The organism is Streptosporangium saharense, from assembly GCF_014203715.1.
GTDB lineage: Bacteria > Actinomycetota > Actinomycetes > Streptosporangiales > Streptosporangiaceae > Streptosporangium > Streptosporangium saharense.
The window spans coordinates 127,921-144,647 of record NZ_JACHJP010000006.1; the positions used below are offsets into that span (position 1 = coordinate 127,921).

A 16,727-nucleotide genomic window follows, 5' to 3' on the forward strand; every position below is an offset into this window, starting at 1 on the left:
GGCCCTGTCCCGGACGGGGATCAGTCCCACGCCGAGGGGTCGGCGGCGAGCTGACGGACCCGCTCGGGCAGCACACCGGTGGCCACGCTGTCGAGCGTGACCTCCTCCAGGATGGCCCGCTCACTGGCCCGCAGCGCGATCCAGACCTGCTGCAGCGCCTCCGCTGGACCCCGGTAGCCGACGTGCTCGGGGCGCTCGCCCCGCACGTTGGCCAGCGGCCCGTCGACGGCACGGATCACGTCCGCCAGGGTGATCTCAGAGGCGGCGCGGGCCAGCACGTAGCCACCCTCGGGGCCTCGCTGGCCCCGGACCAGACCGGCTCGCCGCATCTGCAGGAGAATGTTCTCCAGGTACTTGGGCGGCATGTCCTGCTCCTTGGCCAGCTCACCCACGGTGGTAGGTCCGTCACCCGCGGCGGCGAGTTCGGCGGCGGCACGTAGGGCATAGTCGACACGAGCGGATAGACGCATGTAATCGATTATCCCGCCTGCTATTGACTGCTTACGCGCGAGGTAGCGGAAAAAACGAACTCGCGTCCGCAGCCTTCGGTGACGACAGGGGCTCGCAGCCACGCGTCCGCGGGCGCGGGCTGGTGGATCACGTAGTGGTGCGGGGCCATCGCGGAGGTACGGCCCGGCAGCAGGGCCACGCACGCGGCGTGGATCTCCTCGGGCGTTCCCCCTGAGACATGGCAGGTCAGGCGGCCTTCGGCGTCGCAGACGACCCGGTGGGGGCGGCCCGCGACGGCCTCGCCGACCAGCCGTTCCACGGCGTCGAGGTTCACCCAGCAGGAGTCGGTGTGGACCCAGCCGGAACCGTACTCGACGGGGGTGACGCCGCACAGGTCCGCCACCTCCGGCAGTGGGACCACCCGCCGTCCCGCCTCGATCAGCAGCCTGACCAGGCCGACGCCGAAGTTCTCCGCCTCGGCCCGCGACATGACCCGGGGGTCGATCCAGAACGTCAGGTCCACCTCGTCCTCAAGACGGTTGGTCCACAGCGCCAGGTGGGCGGGGAAGGACGCCTCGGGCAGCCACCGGCACTCGATGTCGCCGGAGGGCGGTGGCTCCCGCTCGGCCAGGGCGACCCCGCTCATGTCGCTGAAGACGCAGTCGCGGGCGAAGTCGACTCCCCGCTCGGTGTTGACGGTCCCGATCAGGTCCCACAGGGCGATCGAGTCGAACCTGGTGTGCTGGTAGCCCGTGAGGGAGGCGGTGCGGAAGCGGCGGACGGCCTCGTCGAAGGTGGGGACGTCCAGGTCGGCGGTGATCAGCGCGTCCTGGGCGAGCGGGCCGACGTAGTCGCGCACCTCGGGGCGGATCCTGTTGCTCGTCAGCGAGGCGATCACACAGGTCCGCTGGACGGCCCGTGCCCCGATCAGCGTCCCGAGCGCGGCGAGCGTGACCACGGACCTGCTCGCTCCTGTACGGCGCGCGACGGCGCCGAGCGCCTCACCCGCCACCGTCGAGCGCACCCGCAGCCGGGGCCTGAGCGCCTCGGGATCGGCGGCCTCGTCGACGGCGAACATCGACTGCGGCACCCGGGTGAGCTGGTTGCCCCAGTGCCGCAGGGCGGCGGCGGTGCGCACCTGGGTGGGCGGGGCCTTCTCCTCAAGGGCGAGGTCGAGCGGCTGGGTCGGGCACGGCTCGGGTACGGCCTCGCCCCTGATGAGCCGGTCCCAGTCGCGCATCACGGTGGCCAGGCCGACCTCGTCGACCGAGGTGTGCGTCAGCACGAAGACCATCCTGAGGGGGATCTCCCCCTCGGTGATCACCGCGACCCGGATGGGAAGCTCGTTCTCCACGTCGAACCGGGCGCCCTGCAGGCGCTGGCCGACCTCCTCGGCGAGTTCGTCCACGGCGTCGTGCGCGGGGTCGTCCTCGACGACGTGGACCTCGACGGGCAGGGTGCCCGATCCGGAGACGAGTTGGGTGCCGCCCCGGATGGTGGCCCGCAGGCTCTCGTGCCTGGCCAGCAGCAGTCCGACCGCCTCGACGACGGCGGCCAGGGTGGTGCCGTGGGGGAGGGGTCTGGTCTCGCGGAAGTTCATGTGCAGGGGAGGGTCACGCAGCACGCAGCGGGCCATGTTCGCCTGGCCCATCGTGACGGGGCCGTGCCGGGTCGGTCGTCCCGCGTAGCAGGCCGAGATCCTGATGACGGTTTCCATGTCGAGACCTGCCTCGCCACACGCCGCAAGAGTCTTACTGAAAAGAATCTTTACCATTTCCCGTTTCCCGGAGTGTTCCACGCGACGGGCGGACGTCGCAAGCCCTGATTTCACGGCGATCCCGCGCTGTGAGGAGGCGGTGGGCGCGGGTGGGGGTGGACGGCGAGCTGGGTGGGGAGGACGAATGACATGCCGGAAGAGGCCCCCTTGGCCTCCCCTCGGCCCCCTTCGGGGCTAAACTATCAGGAAGCTTTATTAATGAATAGAACCGCTATTCTTACCTGAATGTAATTGCGACGGGGAAACGGCGAACAAGAGAGCATGCGTATGGAGCGACGTCCTGGCGTGCCCAGGCTGCTGAGGGAGATCAACGACCGGGCCGCCCTGGAGCTGTTGCTGGATTCGGGACCGCTAACGCGGGGCCAGATCGGGGAGCTCACCGGCCTTTCCAAGGTGACGGCGTCCCAGACGCTCGCGCGCCTTGAGGAGCGTGGCCTGGTCGAGGTGGCAGGAGAACAGGCGGGGGGAAGAGGCCCCAATGCCGCGCTTTACGGGATCATTCCCTCCTCCGCTTATGTGGCGGGTCTGGATGTGGGCCCGGAATTCGTGACGACCGCCATCGCGGATATCCACGGCGACATCGTGGCCGAGGTGACGGTCGCGCCGAACGGGCACGACGACCCGGTCGCGCTCGTGCACAGCGCGGTCGTCAAGGCGTGCAGGTCGGCGAAGGTCGCCCTGTCCAAGCTGAGGTCGGTTGTGATCGGCACCCCGGGTGTCGTCGATCCCAGGACGGGCGACGTGCGCTTCTCCTTCGACCTGCCGGGCTGGCACGAGGGAATCCACGAGGCGCTCGCCCGTGACCTGCGGCGCGACGTCAGGATCGAGAACGACGTCAACCTCGTCGCGGTCGCCGAGCGCGCCCGTGGCGCGGCGCGCGGGGCCGACGACTTCGTGCTGCTGTGGGTCGGCCGTGGCATCGGCCTCGGTGTCGTGCTCGGCGGCAGGCTGCACCGCGGCCTGTCGGGAAGCGCGGGTGAGATCGGCTACCTGCCGGTGCCCGGGGTGCCGCTGGCCGAGGACATCCGCGCGGTTCCCGGGCGGCTGCCCTCGCTGGCCGGTGGTCTGCAGTCGCTGGTCAGCGCCGAGGCCGTGATGGAGCTGGCCGCGACCTTCGGGTTCACCGGCGAGAACGCGACCGAGTGCGTGGCCGCCGCGGTCGAGGCCGGGGAGCGGGGAGAGGTCCTGCTCGACGAGATCGCCGGGCGGCTGGCCCTGGGGGTGGCCTCGGTCTGCGTCGTGCTCGACCCCGGGCTCGTGGTGCTCGCCGGGGAGATCGCCCAGGCGGGCGGGGACGTGCTCACCTCCAGGATCGAGGAGGCGGTCGCCAGGATCTGCCCGGTCCGCCCGCAGGTCGTGCCGAGCCAGGTGATCGGGAACCCGGTCCTGCGCGGGGCCGTGCTGGCCGCGCTCGACCAGGCGCGTGAGGAGATCTTCGCCTCCTAGGGACGTGCGGGGAGTGCTCCGGGGACGCCGGAGCACTCCCGGCGGCAAATGGAACGTGCCATTTTTTCCGACTTTTTCGGGACTTGTCGGTTCGGTCGTGATCACCCGTTGCGGCGCCAGGAAGATCGTCTATGCTGGCGCGGAAATGTCATGAAACTGACACTCTTCCGTGATCGGGGAGCGGGGATCTGTGACAGCCGTCATCGCCGTGCTGCATGCCGAGGACGTGGCCCTTGAGTTCCTGTCCGTCCTGAGGCGACATGCCGAGGAGGACGTCGGGGTCGTCATCGGGCGTCCGGCCACCCGGGTGACCCTCCCCGGCGGCCTGTCCCTGCGGGAACGCCTCGAACTGCTCGCGCCGTTCGTCGCGCCGGGGGGCAACACCGCCGCCCTGCCCGGACCCGAGGAGGTCGCGGGCCTGCTGGGCGGGGCGCCGGGGGAGGTCTGGACCCACTCCCCGGCCGACCACCGTATCCGCAGGGCCAGGTTCGGCTGGACCGTCTCCAAAGCGCTGACGGGCAGGGCCGTGACGTACTCGGTCGGGGACAACCTGTTCCTGCAGACCGTGCCCGGCCACGTGGCGGGGCTCACCGGGGCCGAGGCCGCCGCGAAGATCGACTTCATCAACCGGCACGCGGGGGAGCTGCTGCGCAGCCGCGTGCCCGACCGGCTCGTCACCACCGACCGGGTGCCGGTGGTCGAGCGCTTCTTCACCGTGGACACAGAGCGGGCGAACCGCCTCTACGCGCTCATCTCCAGCCTGGGGGAGGACGCGGCCGTCGCCGACGACCCGTGGGAGTTCGGGCGCTCGCCGTACGAGGCGGACCGGCTGGACGCGACGGCGGCCTGGGTCGGGCGATGGTGCGCGCCGGGCGAGGGGCCGCTGGTTGAGGTCGGGGCCTGCGAGGGTGAATTGACCCGCAGGCTGGTCGGCAAGGGGTACACCGTCCAGGCGACCGAGCCGAACGCCTCCTTCCTGGCCAGGCTCAGGGAACGGGACCTGGGGGCCGAGCTGTCCCAGGAGAGCCTGGAGGAGCTGGCCGTCGGGCGGTCGAGGCCCGCGGCGGCCTACCTGCTGATCGAGATGCTCTACTACGACCAGGATCTCGCACTGCTCGACGACCTGCCGACCGACCGGATCCTGCTGGCGCTGGAGACGGAACGGCTCAACGACATGGTCTGGCCCTGGCTCAGGGAGCAGTCGGTCTGGCGGGTGGCCGAACGTGTCGAACTGGCCCCGCCGACGCTTGAGTTCGTCTGCGACGACCTTGCCTACCTGCGTAAACGGGGCAGTCGCGGGCTCGTGCTGACCAGGAACGGACAGGTGTGATGAGCTGGCGGACGATCGTGGTCTCCCCGCACTTCGACGACGCGGCCATGTCGGTCGCGGGCGTGCTCGCCAGGGACGAGGGGCCCTCGGTGATCGTCACGGTGCTCGGCGGCGCCGCGGCGGAGCGGGAGTCGGCCTGGGACCGGCTGTGCGGGTTCGGCTCCGCTGAGGAGACGGCCAGGGAACGGCTCGCCGAGGACGCCAGGGCGTGCGAGGTGCTCGGCGCCGACCAGGTGGCGCTGGACTATCCCGACGTGCCCGCGCGGGCGCTGCCGCTGCCCGGCCTGACGGACTTCCTCGCCGCCAACGTCACGCCGGACACCCGGGTGCTGGTCCCGATGGGCATCGGCAACGCCGACCACGAGGCGGTCCGTGACCGGGCCCTCGACGCGCTGCGCGGGCTCGGCGCGGGGGAGGTCCTGGCCTACGCCGACCTGCCCTACGCCTCCGCGGCCCGCGAGTGGGGCACCTCGCAGGCCGCGGAGGCGCTGGCGGACAGGCGGCCGGTGCTGGCGCTCGCCGAGCGGCACCGGCTGCGTCCCGAGCCGCCGGTACGGCTCAGCGAACGGGAGTGGGCGCTCAAACGGCGCGCCGTCCTGTCCTACGCCTCGCAGATCGCGCCACTGGCCTGCGAGTACGGGGAGTTCGTCGCGATGCCGGGGCCGTTGCAGCACGAGCTGCTGTGGACCCTCGAAGAAGAGGGCGCGGAGACGAACTCACGGTGAACTCTCAGGCGGGGGCCAGGCCCGTCACGGCGGTCCTGCCGGAGAGCAGTTCGGCCACGGCCTGGCCAGAGGCGGTCGTCGCGCCGTGGGTGGTGATGTGCGCGCCCCCCGGCGTGAGCGGCCCCGGCAGGCCCATCTCGACCACGATCGCGTCGGGGCGCCGGGCGAGCAGGGCGTCGAGCCCCGCGGAGACCCAGGCGTGACGGTGGGCGTCGCGGACCACGACCACCAGCGGGCGACCGTCGGCGGGCACGGGAAGCGGGTCCTCTGGGCCGAGCCGTACGCCGTCGGTGCCGGGAAGCAGCGCGGCCAGCGGCTCCGCGACGCCCCACGGGGTGACCCGGTCGATGGCGATGTTGGTCTCGGAGACGAACTCGACAACCTGCGGCGCCGTGACGAGCGGGAAGCCCTCGCCACGGACCCGCAGGGCGCGCCTGGCCGCGGCCAGACCGGAGGGGTCGGACTCCGTCCCGCCGGTGACCCAGGTCGCCCCGCGCTGCTCGGCCGACCACGCGGCCAGGCGGCGCACCCGCTCGGCGGCGTCGGCCAGGCGCTCCTCGGGCAGCGTGCCGTCGATCACCGCGGCCATGATGGCGTTGCGCATGAACCCGACGACGCCCGCGCCCTTGCGCTCACCGCCGACGCAGATGGCGTCGGCCCCGGCCGCCAGGGCGCGCACCGCGGCGCCGGTCACGCCGTAGCGCTCGGCGACCGAGGGCATCTCGACGGCGTCGGTCACGATCAGGCCGTCGAAGCCGAGCTCCTCGCGCAGCAGCCCGACCAGCAGCCGGTGGCTCAGCGTCGCCGGGAACTCGGTGTCGTAGGCGGGCACCAGCAGGTGACCGGTCATCACGGCCCGCACCCCGGCCTCGATGGCGGTCCGGTACGGCGGAAGCGTGGTCGCGGCGAGCTCCTCTGCCGAGTAGGAGACCGTCGGCAGGTCGTTGTGGGAGTCGACGGCGGTGGCGCCGTGCCCGGGGAAGTGCTTGGCGCAGGCCGCGACCCCGGACGCCTGGAGGCCGGTGACCCAGGCCGCGGCGTGCCGGGCGACCAGCCACGGGTCGGAGCCGAAGGCACGGGTGCCGACGACCGGGTTGTCCAGGTCGGAGTTGACGTCGATCACGGGGGCGTAGTTGAGGGTGACGCCCGCCCGCGCCAGGTCGGCGCCGATCCCACGGGCCACCAGCTCGGTCAGCTCGGGGTCGTCGACCGCGCCCAGGGCGAGGTTGCCCGGGCGGGAGCTGCCGGTGAGGGCCTCAAGGCGGGTGACGTCCCCGCCCTCCTCGTCGGTGGCGATCACCACGTCCGGGTTCTCCGCCCGCAGCGCGGCCGTCAGCGCTCTGATCTGGGGACCGTCCACCAGGTTCCTGGAGTAGAGAGCCACCCCGCCGAGCCCCTCGGAGAGCCGTCTGCGCAGCCAGTCGGGCACCTCGGTCCCCACGAAGCCCGGCTGCAGCACGGTGTCCGCAAGCTTGGCCAGCTCGGGACTCGCGCCACTCAGGCCCCCGCGAACGCTCATCAACGCCTCCGTATTTTCAACATCGTCTTTCGCTTGTTTCAGACGTACCACATGTGTAGCATTCGGGTTGCGTAATTAGACAGGAAACTTTACTAATAAAAGGTTTCCTTGCGGTCCTATGCCCGTGTCGCCTGCCCGAAGACAAGTCACCCACGAGGGAGACGGACCGGATGTCGCACACCCGCTCCGCACCGTCGTCTCCCCTCGTCGCAGCGCTGCCCTCTCGCACGTCCCCGGGTCCCTTTCCTGTGGGAGCCGGGCCACAAGAGCCGGTCAAGACCGAACCTGAGGAGGAGTCCCCGTGACCGACCTGTTCTCCCCGGCCAAGGAAACCGAGCCCCTGGACCGGGAGGACCCGGCGATCGCCGAAGTACGCGAGATCTGGCAGGAGGTCCTGCGCATCGACGACATCGGTCCCGACGAGGACCTCTACGACCTCGGCGGCCACTCGCTGACCATCACGCAGATCATCGCCAGGGCCCGCCGCAGGCTGGGCGTCGAGGTCTCCCTGGACGTCTTCTTCGACAATCCCACCGTCGCGGGCATGGCCGAGGAGGTCACCCGGCTGCGGGGAGAGCAGGCGTGAACGCCCTCCCCTCCGCGGCCTCCGCTGTCTCCGCTGTCTCCGCGCACGGGCTGTCCCCCGCGCAGGAACGGATGTGGTTCCTCGACCGGCTCTCCCCGGGGAACGGGGCCCACAACATGGTCGTCTGCGAGCGGCTGACCGGGCCGCTCGACGCCGGGGCCCTGGAACGGGCGCTGAGCGAGGTCGTCGCCAGGCACGAGGCGCTGCGCACCGTCTTCCCCGAGCGGGAGGGCGTCCCGGCGGCCAGGGTGCTCGCCCCCGAGCCCGTGGCCGTCGAGCGCCTCGACGCCGGGGGTGAGCCGTCCCCCGAGCTTCTCGCCGAGTACAGCAACCGGCCCTTCGACCTGGTCACGGGGCCGATGCTGCGCGCGGCCCTGATCCGCGTGGGGCCCGAGGAGCACATCCTCCACCTGGTCGTGCACCACATCGCGGGGGACGCCTGGTCGATCGAGCAGATCCTCTTCCCCGAGCTGACCGCGCTGTACTCCGCCTTCCTCGCGGGACGGCCCTCGCCGCTGGAGCCGCCGCGACGCCATCACGCCGACCACGTGCGGGAGCAGCGCGAGCGCCTCGCCGACGTCGCGGGCCCGGTGCGGGAGCTCGACGGTGTCCCCGCGCTCGAACTGCCGACCGACAGGCCACGGCCCGCCGTACGGACGACCGAGGGGGACCTGGTGATCCACCGCGTCCCGATCGGGCTGTGGCGGCGGGTCACCGAGCTGGCCAGGGCCGAGCGGTGCACCCCGTTCATGGTGCTGCTGGCCGCCTACCAGGTCCTGCTGTCGCGCTACAGCGGCCAGGAGGACTTCTGCGTCGGCACCCCCGTCGCAGGACGCGACCTCCAGGAGGACGAGGAGGTCTTCGGTCTTTTCATCAACACCCTGGCCCTGCGTGCCGACCTCGGGGGTGACCCGACCTTCAGGGAGCTTCTCAAGCGGGTACGGCGCCGCGCCTTCACCATGTACGGCCACGCCGGGGTGCCCTTCGAGCGGCTGGTGGCCGAGCTCCGGCTCGGCGGGGACCCGGCCAGGACCCCGCTGATCCAGACGATGCTGACGCTCGGCAACCCCGACGGGGGCTCGCTCGACCTGGAGGGGCTGCGCGCCGAGCCGGTGGTCTCCGGGCTGGTCTCGGCCAAGTTCGACCTGTCGCTGAGCGTGGTCGTCTTCCCCGACCACCTGCGGCTCATGTTTGACTACAGCACGGCCCTGTACGACCGGGAGACCGTCGAGCGGATGGCCGTCCACCTGGAGACGCTGCTCGGCTCCGTCACCGCGGCCCCGGGCAGCCGCCTGTCCGAGCTGGAGATCCTGCCGGAGGCCGAGCGCGCGGCCCTGCTCGGCGAGCCCCCCGAGGAGCTGGCCTGGGAGGCGGGCGCTCTCCTGCTCGACCACCTGGTCGCCAGGCAGGCCGCCCGCACCCCGGAGGCGCCCGCCGTCGTCACCCCGGAGTCGACGCTCACCTACGGCGACCTCGACCGGGCCGCCGACGCCGTCGCCGCGCGACTACGTCCCCTGCTCAACCCGTCGCGGAGAGTCGGGCTCGCGCTGACCGCGAGCCCCGAGGCGATCGTCGCCCTCCTCGGTGTCCTCAAGACGGGCGCCGCGTACGTGCCGCTCGACCCCGCCCAGCCCGCCGAACGGCTGGCCGCGCTGGTCGAGGACGCGGGGGTGGCCGTGGTGATCGCGGACGAGGCCGGGTTCGCCGGGCTGACCGGGACGGTCGTCACCCGTGCCGACCTCGCCGCCTGGACCGCCGAGGCCCCCTCCGCGTCTGTGAGGACCACCCTCAGGCACCCGGACCAGGCCGCCTACGTGATCTACACCTCCGGCTCGACCGGCAGCCCCAAGGGCGTGGTCGTCGGGCACCGTACGCTGTCCCACCTGGCCAGGTCCTTCCGCGACCTGCACGGTTTCGGGCCGGGGGAGCGGGTGCTCATGGTCCCGCCGCTCAGCTTCGACGCCTCGGCCGGGGACGTCTTCCCCGCGCTGATCAGCGGCGCCGCCCTGGTGCTGCACCCGGACCCCGCCTCGCTGACCGGGCCCGCCCTCGCCGCGCTGTGCGACGAGCTCTCGGTCACCATGGTCGACACCGCCTGCGCGCTGTGGCAGCAGTGGGTCGAGGAACTCGACCGGGAGGGCCTGCGGCCCGGCAAGTCGTTGACCACGATGATGGTCGGCGGCGAGAGCGTCCCGGTCGCGCGGCTGCGGACCTGGGCCGGGCTGACCGGGGGCCGGGTGGCCTTCCACAACCACTACGGGCCGACGGAGGCCACCGTCTGCGCCACCTCCTACCGCACGCTGGACGGCTCGGAGGTGGACGCGCCCCACCTGCCGATCGGTACGGCGCTGCCGCACACCCGTGTCTACGTGCTCGACCGGCACGGCAACCCGGCGCCGACCGGCGTGCCCGGGGAGGTGCACATCGGCGGGGAGTGCCTGGCCCACGGCTATCTCGGCCGTCCGGGGCTGACCGCGGAGCGCTTCCTGCCCGACCCGTTCTCGCCTCGGGCCGGGGCCAGGATGTACGCGACGGGGGACCTGGCCAGGTGGCTGCCCGACGGCAACCTGGACTTCCTCGGCAGGACCGACCGGCAGGTGAAGGTCAACGGCGCCAGGATCGAGCCCGGCGAGGTCGAGGCCGCGTGCCTGGCCCACCCCGGGATCCGCGAGGCCGTCGTCGTCGCCGGGGCGGGACGGCTGGTCGCCTACCTCGTCGGGGAACTGGTCGGCCTCGCCCGGCTGCGGGCCTTCCTGGCGGGCAGGCTGCCCGGCTACATGCTGCCCGGGGCCGTCGTCATGCTCCCGGCGCTGCCGCTCACCCCGCACGGCAAGATCGACCACCGGGCGCTGCCCGAACCGGATGGACGCTCGGCTCCGCCGTACGAGGCGCCGAGGACGGGCACCGAACGGGAGCTGGCCGCGATCTGGGCGGGGCTGCTGGGCGGCGAGCCGGGGCGCGGGGACAACTTCTTCGACCTGGGCGGCACCTCGCTGCTCGTCCCGAGGGTCGTCTCGGGGATCACCGCCAGGCTCGGGGTCACGGTGCCGATGGGCGAGGTCTTCGCGGCCCCCGACCTGGCGGGGCTGGCCGAGCTCGTCAACGGCGGGTCCGTCGAGGACGTGGACCTGCGGGCCGAGGCGGTCCTGCCCTCCGACGTCGTGCCCGGGGGGCCGCTCGTCACGGGGCCGCCGCGGCGGGTGCTGCTCACCGGCGCCACCGGGTTCCTGGGCGCCTACCTGCTGGCCGAGCTGCTGGGCCGTACCGGGGCGGACGTCCACTGCCTGGTCAGGGGGGACGCGCCGGAGGAGCGGCTGCGCGCCGGGCTGGAGCGCTACGGGCTGTGGGAGGAGTCCTTCGCGGGGCGGATCGTCGTCGAGTCGGGTGACCTGGGCCTGCCCGGTCTCGGGCTGCCGGAGGGGCGCTTCGCCGAGCTGGCCGCCACTGTCGATCTCGTCGTGCACAACGGGGCCGTGGTCAACTTCGCTCTGCCGTACCGGAGCCTGCGGGCGGCCAACGTGGACGGCCTCGTCGAGGTGCTGCGCCTTTCGGTCGGCGGCGGCAGGACCGTCCCCGTCCACCTGGTCTCGACGCTCGGCGTCCACCTGACGCCCGGTGAGCGCACGGTCAGGGAGCGGGACCCGCTGCCCGACCCGGAGCCGCTCACCCTCGGCTACGACCGGAGCAAGTGGGTCGCCGACCGGATCGCCGGGCAGGCGCGCGAGGCCGGGCTGCCGGTCTCCATCCACCGCCCCGCGAGGATCTCCGCCGACAGCCGCACGGGGAAGGCCGCGCACGACGACTTCCTCGGCAGGTTCTTCGAGACCTGCGCGCGTCTCGGCTCGGTGCCCGACGGGGAACGGCTGGACATGGCGCCGGTCGACCATGTCGCGGCGGCGATCGTCCACCTGGCGCTGGAGGGGGCCGTCGGCGACTTCCACCACCACAACCCCCGCCTGCTGCGCCCCGCCGTACTGGCCGAGGGGCTCGCGGAACGCGGTTTCCCGGTACGGCTGACGCCCGGCGACGAGTGGCGCAGGCTCGCCAGGGACCGGGTCGCGGTCGGCGACGACCTGCCGATCGGCCTCTACCCGGCCTTCATCGCCGAGTACGGCGGGCAGGCCGGTCCCTCCTTCGACTGCTCGGCGACCGAGGAGAGGCTCGCCCCGGCGGGGCTGGTCTGCCCGCCCGCGGACGCCGTGCTGCTCGGCCGCTACCTGGACCACTACGTGGCCTCAGGGGTGCTCGTGGGGGGCCGTCGTGGATAGCGGTGTGCGCAGGTTCGTCGTCATCTGGGCCGCGCAGCTGCTGTCGATCATCGGTTCGAGCCTGACCGGGTTCGTGCTCGGGGTGTGGGTCTACCAGCGCACCGGTTCCGCGACCCAGTTCACGTTGATCATGCTCTGCGCGGTGCTGCCCGAGGTGCTGCTGTCGCAGCTCGCCGGGGCGACGGCCGACCGCCTCGACCGCAGGCGGCTGCTGATGGCCGCCGACGCCGGGGCCGCCGTGGTGACCCTGGCGCTTGCCGTACTGCTGGCGACCGGTTCGCTGCAGGTCTGGCACGTCTACGTGGTCACGACCGCGGGGGCCGTCTGCGGGACGTTCCACATGGCCGCCTACCACGCGATGATGCCGTTGATCATGCCGAGCAGGCACCTGGGCCGGGCCAACGGCCTGATGCAGGTCGCCGACGCGGTCCACATCGCGGCCCCGCTGCTCGCGGGCACGCTGCTGGTGACGGTCGGCGTCACCGGCGTCGTGGTGATCGACCTGGTGACGTTCCTGGTCACGACGGCGGTCATGTTCGCCGTACGGCCGCCGCGCGAGGCCACCCGTCCCGGCGCGGTCGTCGCTCCCGAGCCGCTCCGCGGCGACCTCGTCTTCGGCTGGCGTCACCTGCGGGCCAGGCCGGGGCTGCTCCTGCTGGTCGCGCTGCTGGCCGCGCACAACCTGCTCTTCGGCGCCTCCGGCGTGCTGGTCCAGCCGCTCATCCTGTCGTTCGGCTCCCCGGCCGTGCTCGGCGCGCTGATGTTCGCCGGGGGCGCGGGCGTCTTCGCCGGAGGGCTGGTGCTGAGCGCCTGGGGCGGTCCCCGGCGCAGGGTGCGGGGCGTCGTGGCGTTCATGGCGCTCGGCGGGGTGCTGCTCGCGCTGCACAGCCTGGCGCCCTCGCCGTGGCTGATCGCGGTCGTGGCGCCCGCCTTCCTGTTCACGCTGCCGTTCGTGCAGGGCACGGCGATGACCGTGCTCCAGGCCAAGACGGAGCCCGCCGCGCTCGGCCGGGTGCTCAGCACCGTGCGGACCCTCACCCAGACGGCGACCGTGCTCGCCTACCTGGCCGCGGGCCCGCTCGCCGACCGGGTCCTCGAACCCGCGATGGCCCCCGGCGGCGCTCTGGCGGACGTCCTGGGCGGGGTGATCGGCACCGGCCCAGGGCGGGGCATCGCTGCCGTCTTCCTCCTGTCCGGCCTGGGGCTGCTGGTCCTGGCCCCGCTGCTGTATCTCCAGCCCCGCCTGCGCGGGGTCGAGGCCGAACTTCCCGACGCGCGTCCCGAGTCCGATCCCGAACGGGCCGCCCAGACCGTGTGACCCGCCCCGGACGGGGGCGAGGAGCCGTACGCCGAGCAAGTCCTGCCATGTCGTGACATGTCGTGCTAAGTCGTGCTAAGTCGTGCAAGGAGATAGCGATGCCGCTCTACCTCGACCCCGAGGAACTCCGCCACCAGGCGCCGGGACCACATCTCGACCTGATCGGGGCCATGGCCTTCCGCGCGGCGGGGGCGGCCCAGCGATTAGGGATCTTCGAGGCGCTCACAGCCGGGCCGCTGTCCGCCGCCGAGCTGGCGGCGAGGACCGGCACCGACCCCGGCACGCTGCCCGTCCTGCTGGACGGCCTCGTCAGCCTCGGCTATCTCGACAGGGGACCGGAGGCGGTCTACGCCAACAGCCTGATGACGGCCAGCTCGCTCGACCGGCGCGACCCGTGGAGCTACGCCCCGGCCCTGGCCTTCTGGAGCGACCTGCTCGGCGAGCTGTGGGACGGCCTTGAGGAGACCGTCAGGACGGGCAAGCCCCAGGCCGACTTCTACACCTGGCTCGAAGGCCGTCCGCGCACGCTGCGCGACTTCCAGACCATGCTGGACGGGATGGCCGTCGGCACCGCCCCCCTCGTCGCCGAGACCGCGCCCGACCCGGGGGAGCGGCTGCTCGACCTCGGCGGCGGGCACGCCCGCCACACCATCGCCTTCTGCCAGGTCCACCCGCGCCTGACCGCGACGATCGTGGACCTGCCCGGCGCCGTCGAGGGCGGCAGGGCCAGGATCGAGGAGGCGGGACTCGGTGAGCGCGTCACCCTCGTCCCCGGCGACCTGGCCACGGCCGACCTGGGCACCGGCCACGACACCGCATTGCTATTCAATGTCTGCCACGGCTTCGACGCGGCGGCCAACCGCGCGCTGCTCGGCAGGGTCGCCGCCGCGCTGCGCCCCGGCGGCACGCTGCTCGTCCTGGAGACCTTCGCCGACCTGCCCGAGGGGACGCCCCCGGTCGTGGAGGCCTTCCTGCGCTCCTTCGGCCTCAACCTCGCCGTCACCCAGGGCGGACGCCTGCACTCCTTCGCGGACGTGGCCGGATGGCTGGCCGAGGCGGGATTCGTCCATGTGGAACGGCGCCGCCTCGCGGGCCCGGACGAACTGCTCGTCGCCACGACGGGGGAGGAAGGATGACCCGCCGGATCATCGTCATCGGGGCGGGGCCCGCGGGCACGCTCCTGTCCTGCTACCTGGCGCGGCGAGGTTTCCAGGTGGACGTCTACGAGCGGCGGCCCGACCCCCGCCTCCTCGACGAGGACGAGAGCAGGTCGATCAACCTCGGCCTGTCCGCCAGGGGCATCAAGGCGCTCGACGACCTCGGCCTGATGGAGACGCTGCGCCCGCTCGTCGTGCCGATGCGCGGCAGGGCCATCCACCTGCCCGGCGGCGCGCTCCCCTTCCAGCCGTACGGCGCGCACGAGGGCGAGATCCTCCACTCGGTGCTGCGCCGCGACCTCATCACCACCCTGGTAGACCACGCGGAGGCACAACCGGGGGTGCGCTTCCACTTCGGGCACCGCCTCGTCGAACTCGACCGCGAGGCGGCGGCCGTACGGCTCGTGACGGGGGAGGACGAGGAGGTCACCGCGGCCGGGGACGCGGTGATCGGCGCGGACGGGGTGTTCTCCCGGGTGCGGGCCCACATGCAGCGCGGGCTGCGGGCTGATTTCCACCAGGAGTTCCTCGAATGGGGCTACAAGGAGCTGACCATCCCGGCCGCCGACGACGGCTCACCCAGGACCAGGCTTGAGGCGCTGCACGTCTGGCCGGGCGAGGACGCCCTCATCGTCGCCCACCCCAACCGGGACAACTCGCTGACCGGGACCCTGTTCCTGCCGTTCGAGCGGTTCGACGAGATCACCGACCCCGAACGGTTCCTGGCCGAGCGCTTCCCGGACACCCGTGAGCTCATGCTGTACCTCGCCAAGGAGTTCGCCGAGCACCCGGTCGGGCACCTCGTCTCGGTCCGCACCTCGGTCTGGCACCACCGGGACCGGGTGGCGCTGATCGGCGACGCCTGCCACGCGGTCTACCCCTTCTACGGCCAGGGCATGAACTCGGCGCTTGAAGACTGCACGGTCCTCGACCGGTGCCTCGGAGACCACCCGGACGACCTGGGCGCGGCCTTCGCCGCCTACCAACGGCTGCGCAAACCACACACCGACGTGCTGGACGAGCTGTCGAAACAGAACTTCGTCGAGCTACGCGACCGGCTGCGCTCCCCGCTCCACCTGGCCCGCAAGAAGGTCGACCTGCTGCTCGCCAGGCTGCTGCCCGGCCGGTGGGTGCCGCTCTACACGATGGTCTCGCACACCACGATCCCGTACGGCGAGGCGCTCGACCGCGCCGAACGCCAGGACGCGCTGTTACGCGGGGCGGTGACGGCGGCAGGAGTCGCGCTGGCGGCCACGCTCGCCCTCGCCGTACGACGCGGAAGGGGTGGGCGGCGATGCTGACCGATCCGGCCGACCCCACGCGCCTGCTCATCGAACCGTCCGACCTGGACGGTGAGCTTTCCGACCCGGGCGGCGAGCTTTCCGACCTGGGCGGCGGGCACGAGCTGGTCCGCAGGTACGGCGTGCCGCTCAAGGAGACCGTGGTGTGGGCCAGGGAGTATCTATGCCGACCCCACCCCGACCTGGGCAGGAAGGGACCCGTCTGCCCCTACGCCCAGACCTCGCTCGACCGGGGCGTCTTCTACCTGGCGGTGCAACCGGGGACACCGGACGGCGCCCTGGTGGCCGAGGCGCTCGACGGCTACCGCGACTGGTTCCGCGCGCTGGTCACGCCGCCGGGGACCTCCCCGCAGTACCGGACGATCCTGGTGCTCTTCCCCGACCTGCCGGAGGCGGAGGCCGCGCGGACGATCGACGCCGCGCAACGGCTGCTCAAGCCGCGCTACGTCGGGGAGGGGCTGATGATCGGGGAGTTCTACCCCGGGCCGCCGCCCAAGGCGGGACTGTGGAACCCGGACTTCCTGCCGCTGGGCAGCCCGGTCCCGATGCTGGTGATCAGGCACATGGTGGCCACGGACTTCGCGTTCCTGCGCGAGGACAGGGAGCAGCTCGCGGCCTATCTGGAGCGCTTCGGAGACCGGCCGCCCGCGGCGCTGCGAACGGAGGTCGAGGAGGCGGCGCGGCTGCACGGGATCACCGTCAGAACGGCGTGACGCGAGGTTCGTGACGCTTCGGGACGGATTTTCCCGTCCTGGAGCTGTCCTCGGCAACGCATCGGCTCACGCCTTAAGCAGGCATAGACGTTGTTGCGGAAGCTGAAGGACTCTACACAGGTGGCATCGTTCGGCAG

Annotated in this window: 12 protein-coding genes; 9 read left to right on the top strand and 3 right to left on the bottom strand. The window is 72.4% G+C overall.

The features are described from left to right. Positions 1-20: 20 nt before the first annotated feature. Together FHS44_RS26195 and FHS44_RS26200 are read right to left on the bottom strand one after the other, a co-directional pair. Positions 21-470, bottom strand: coding sequence for an RrF2 family transcriptional regulator (locus FHS44_RS26195; RefSeq protein ID WP_184719254.1), 450 nt, complete (start codon positions 468-470; stop codon positions 21-23). Positions 471-490: 20 nt separating this feature from the next. Then, entirely contained in the window at positions 491-2,167 is a 1,677-nt protein-coding gene (locus FHS44_RS26200) for a condensation domain-containing protein (RefSeq protein WP_184719256.1), read from the bottom strand. Between the two features lie 327 nt (positions 2,168-2,494). On the opposite strand from FHS44_RS26200, the gene FHS44_RS26205 reads away from it, so the two are divergent. The 3 genes from FHS44_RS26205 to FHS44_RS26215 all read left to right on the top strand — a co-directional run bounded on the left by FHS44_RS26205 (position 2,495) and on the right by FHS44_RS26215 (position 5,728). Beyond that, entirely contained in the window at positions 2,495-3,673 is a 1,179-nt protein-coding gene (locus tag FHS44_RS26205; protein ID WP_184719258.1) for an ROK family transcriptional regulator, read from the top strand. Positions 3,674-3,863: 190 nt separating this feature from the next. Beyond that, positions 3,864-5,003 (top strand): hypothetical protein, encoded by a 1,140-nt coding sequence (locus tag FHS44_RS26210; RefSeq protein WP_184719260.1) that lies wholly within the window; start codon positions 3,864-3,866, stop codon positions 5,001-5,003. After that, the gene (locus FHS44_RS26215) at positions 5,003-5,728 is read left to right on the top strand and encodes a PIG-L deacetylase family protein (RefSeq protein WP_184719262.1); all 726 of its coding nucleotides are present in this window, start codon (positions 5,003-5,005) and stop codon (positions 5,726-5,728) included. The genes FHS44_RS26210 and FHS44_RS26215 overlap by 1 nt, the downstream gene beginning before the upstream one ends. Positions 5,729-5,732: 4 nt before the next feature. Here FHS44_RS26215 and FHS44_RS26220 read toward each other — a convergent pair whose 3' ends face one another. Then, positions 5,733-7,247, bottom strand: coding sequence for a glycoside hydrolase family 3 protein (locus FHS44_RS26220; protein ID WP_184719264.1), 1,515 nt, complete (start codon positions 7,245-7,247; stop codon positions 5,733-5,735). Between the two features lie 301 nt (positions 7,248-7,548). Between FHS44_RS26220 and FHS44_RS26225 the strand changes: the two genes are divergently transcribed. The 6 genes from FHS44_RS26225 (at position 7,549) to FHS44_RS26250 (ending at position 16,590) form a co-directional block, all read left to right on the top strand. Next, on the top strand, positions 7,549-7,833 hold the full coding sequence (locus FHS44_RS26225; RefSeq protein ID WP_184719266.1) for a phosphopantetheine-binding protein: 285 nt from the start codon (positions 7,549-7,551) through the stop codon (positions 7,831-7,833). Beyond that, positions 7,830-12,101 (top strand): non-ribosomal peptide synthetase, encoded by a 4,272-nt coding sequence (locus tag FHS44_RS26230; protein ID WP_184719268.1) that lies wholly within the window; start codon positions 7,830-7,832, stop codon positions 12,099-12,101. Before FHS44_RS26225 ends, FHS44_RS26230 begins: the two co-directional genes overlap by 4 nt. Continuing rightward, positions 12,094-13,419, top strand: a complete 1,326-nt coding sequence (locus FHS44_RS26235; RefSeq protein WP_184719270.1) for an MFS transporter — start codon at positions 12,094-12,096, stop codon at positions 13,417-13,419. The genes FHS44_RS26230 and FHS44_RS26235 overlap by 8 nt, the downstream gene beginning before the upstream one ends. A gap of 98 nt (positions 13,420-13,517) precedes the next feature. Continuing rightward, complete coding sequence (locus tag FHS44_RS26240; protein ID WP_184719273.1) at positions 13,518-14,555, top strand: class I SAM-dependent methyltransferase; 1,038 nt, start codon at positions 13,518-13,520, stop codon at positions 14,553-14,555. Continuing rightward, entirely contained in the window at positions 14,552-15,877 is a 1,326-nt protein-coding gene (locus tag FHS44_RS26245; RefSeq protein WP_184719275.1) for an FAD-dependent oxidoreductase, read from the top strand. The genes FHS44_RS26240 and FHS44_RS26245 overlap by 4 nt, the downstream gene beginning before the upstream one ends. Further along, complete coding sequence (locus FHS44_RS26250; RefSeq protein WP_184719278.1) at positions 15,871-16,590, top strand: DUF6875 domain-containing protein; 720 nt, start codon at positions 15,871-15,873, stop codon at positions 16,588-16,590. Before FHS44_RS26245 ends, FHS44_RS26250 begins: the two co-directional genes overlap by 7 nt. Positions 16,591-16,727: the final 137 nt, after the last annotated feature.

Excerpts from the sequence above, each read along its gene's own strand:
- FHS44_RS26195 (WP_184719254.1), bottom strand. The coding sequence starts at position 470 with ATGCGTCTATCCGCTCGTGTCGACTATGCCCTACGTGCCGCCGCCGAA.
- FHS44_RS26200 (WP_184719256.1), bottom strand. The coding sequence starts at position 2,167 with ATGGAAACCGTCATCAGGATCTCGGCCTGCTACGCGGGACGACCGACC.
- FHS44_RS26205 (WP_184719258.1), top strand. The coding sequence starts at position 2,495 with ATGGAGCGACGTCCTGGCGTGCCCAGGCTGCTGAGGGAGATCAACGAC.
- FHS44_RS26215 (WP_184719262.1), top strand. The coding sequence starts at position 5,003 with ATGAGCTGGCGGACGATCGTGGTCTCCCCGCACTTCGACGACGCGGCC.
- FHS44_RS26220 (WP_184719264.1), bottom strand. The coding sequence starts at position 7,247 with ATGAGCGTTCGCGGGGGCCTGAGTGGCGCGAGTCCCGAGCTGGCCAAG.
- FHS44_RS26240 (WP_184719273.1), top strand. The coding sequence starts at position 13,518 with ATGCCGCTCTACCTCGACCCCGAGGAACTCCGCCACCAGGCGCCGGGA.
- FHS44_RS26245 (WP_184719275.1), top strand. The coding sequence starts at position 14,552 with ATGACCCGCCGGATCATCGTCATCGGGGCGGGGCCCGCGGGCACGCTC.
- FHS44_RS26250 (WP_184719278.1), top strand. The coding sequence starts at position 15,871 with ATGCTGACCGATCCGGCCGACCCCACGCGCCTGCTCATCGAACCGTCC.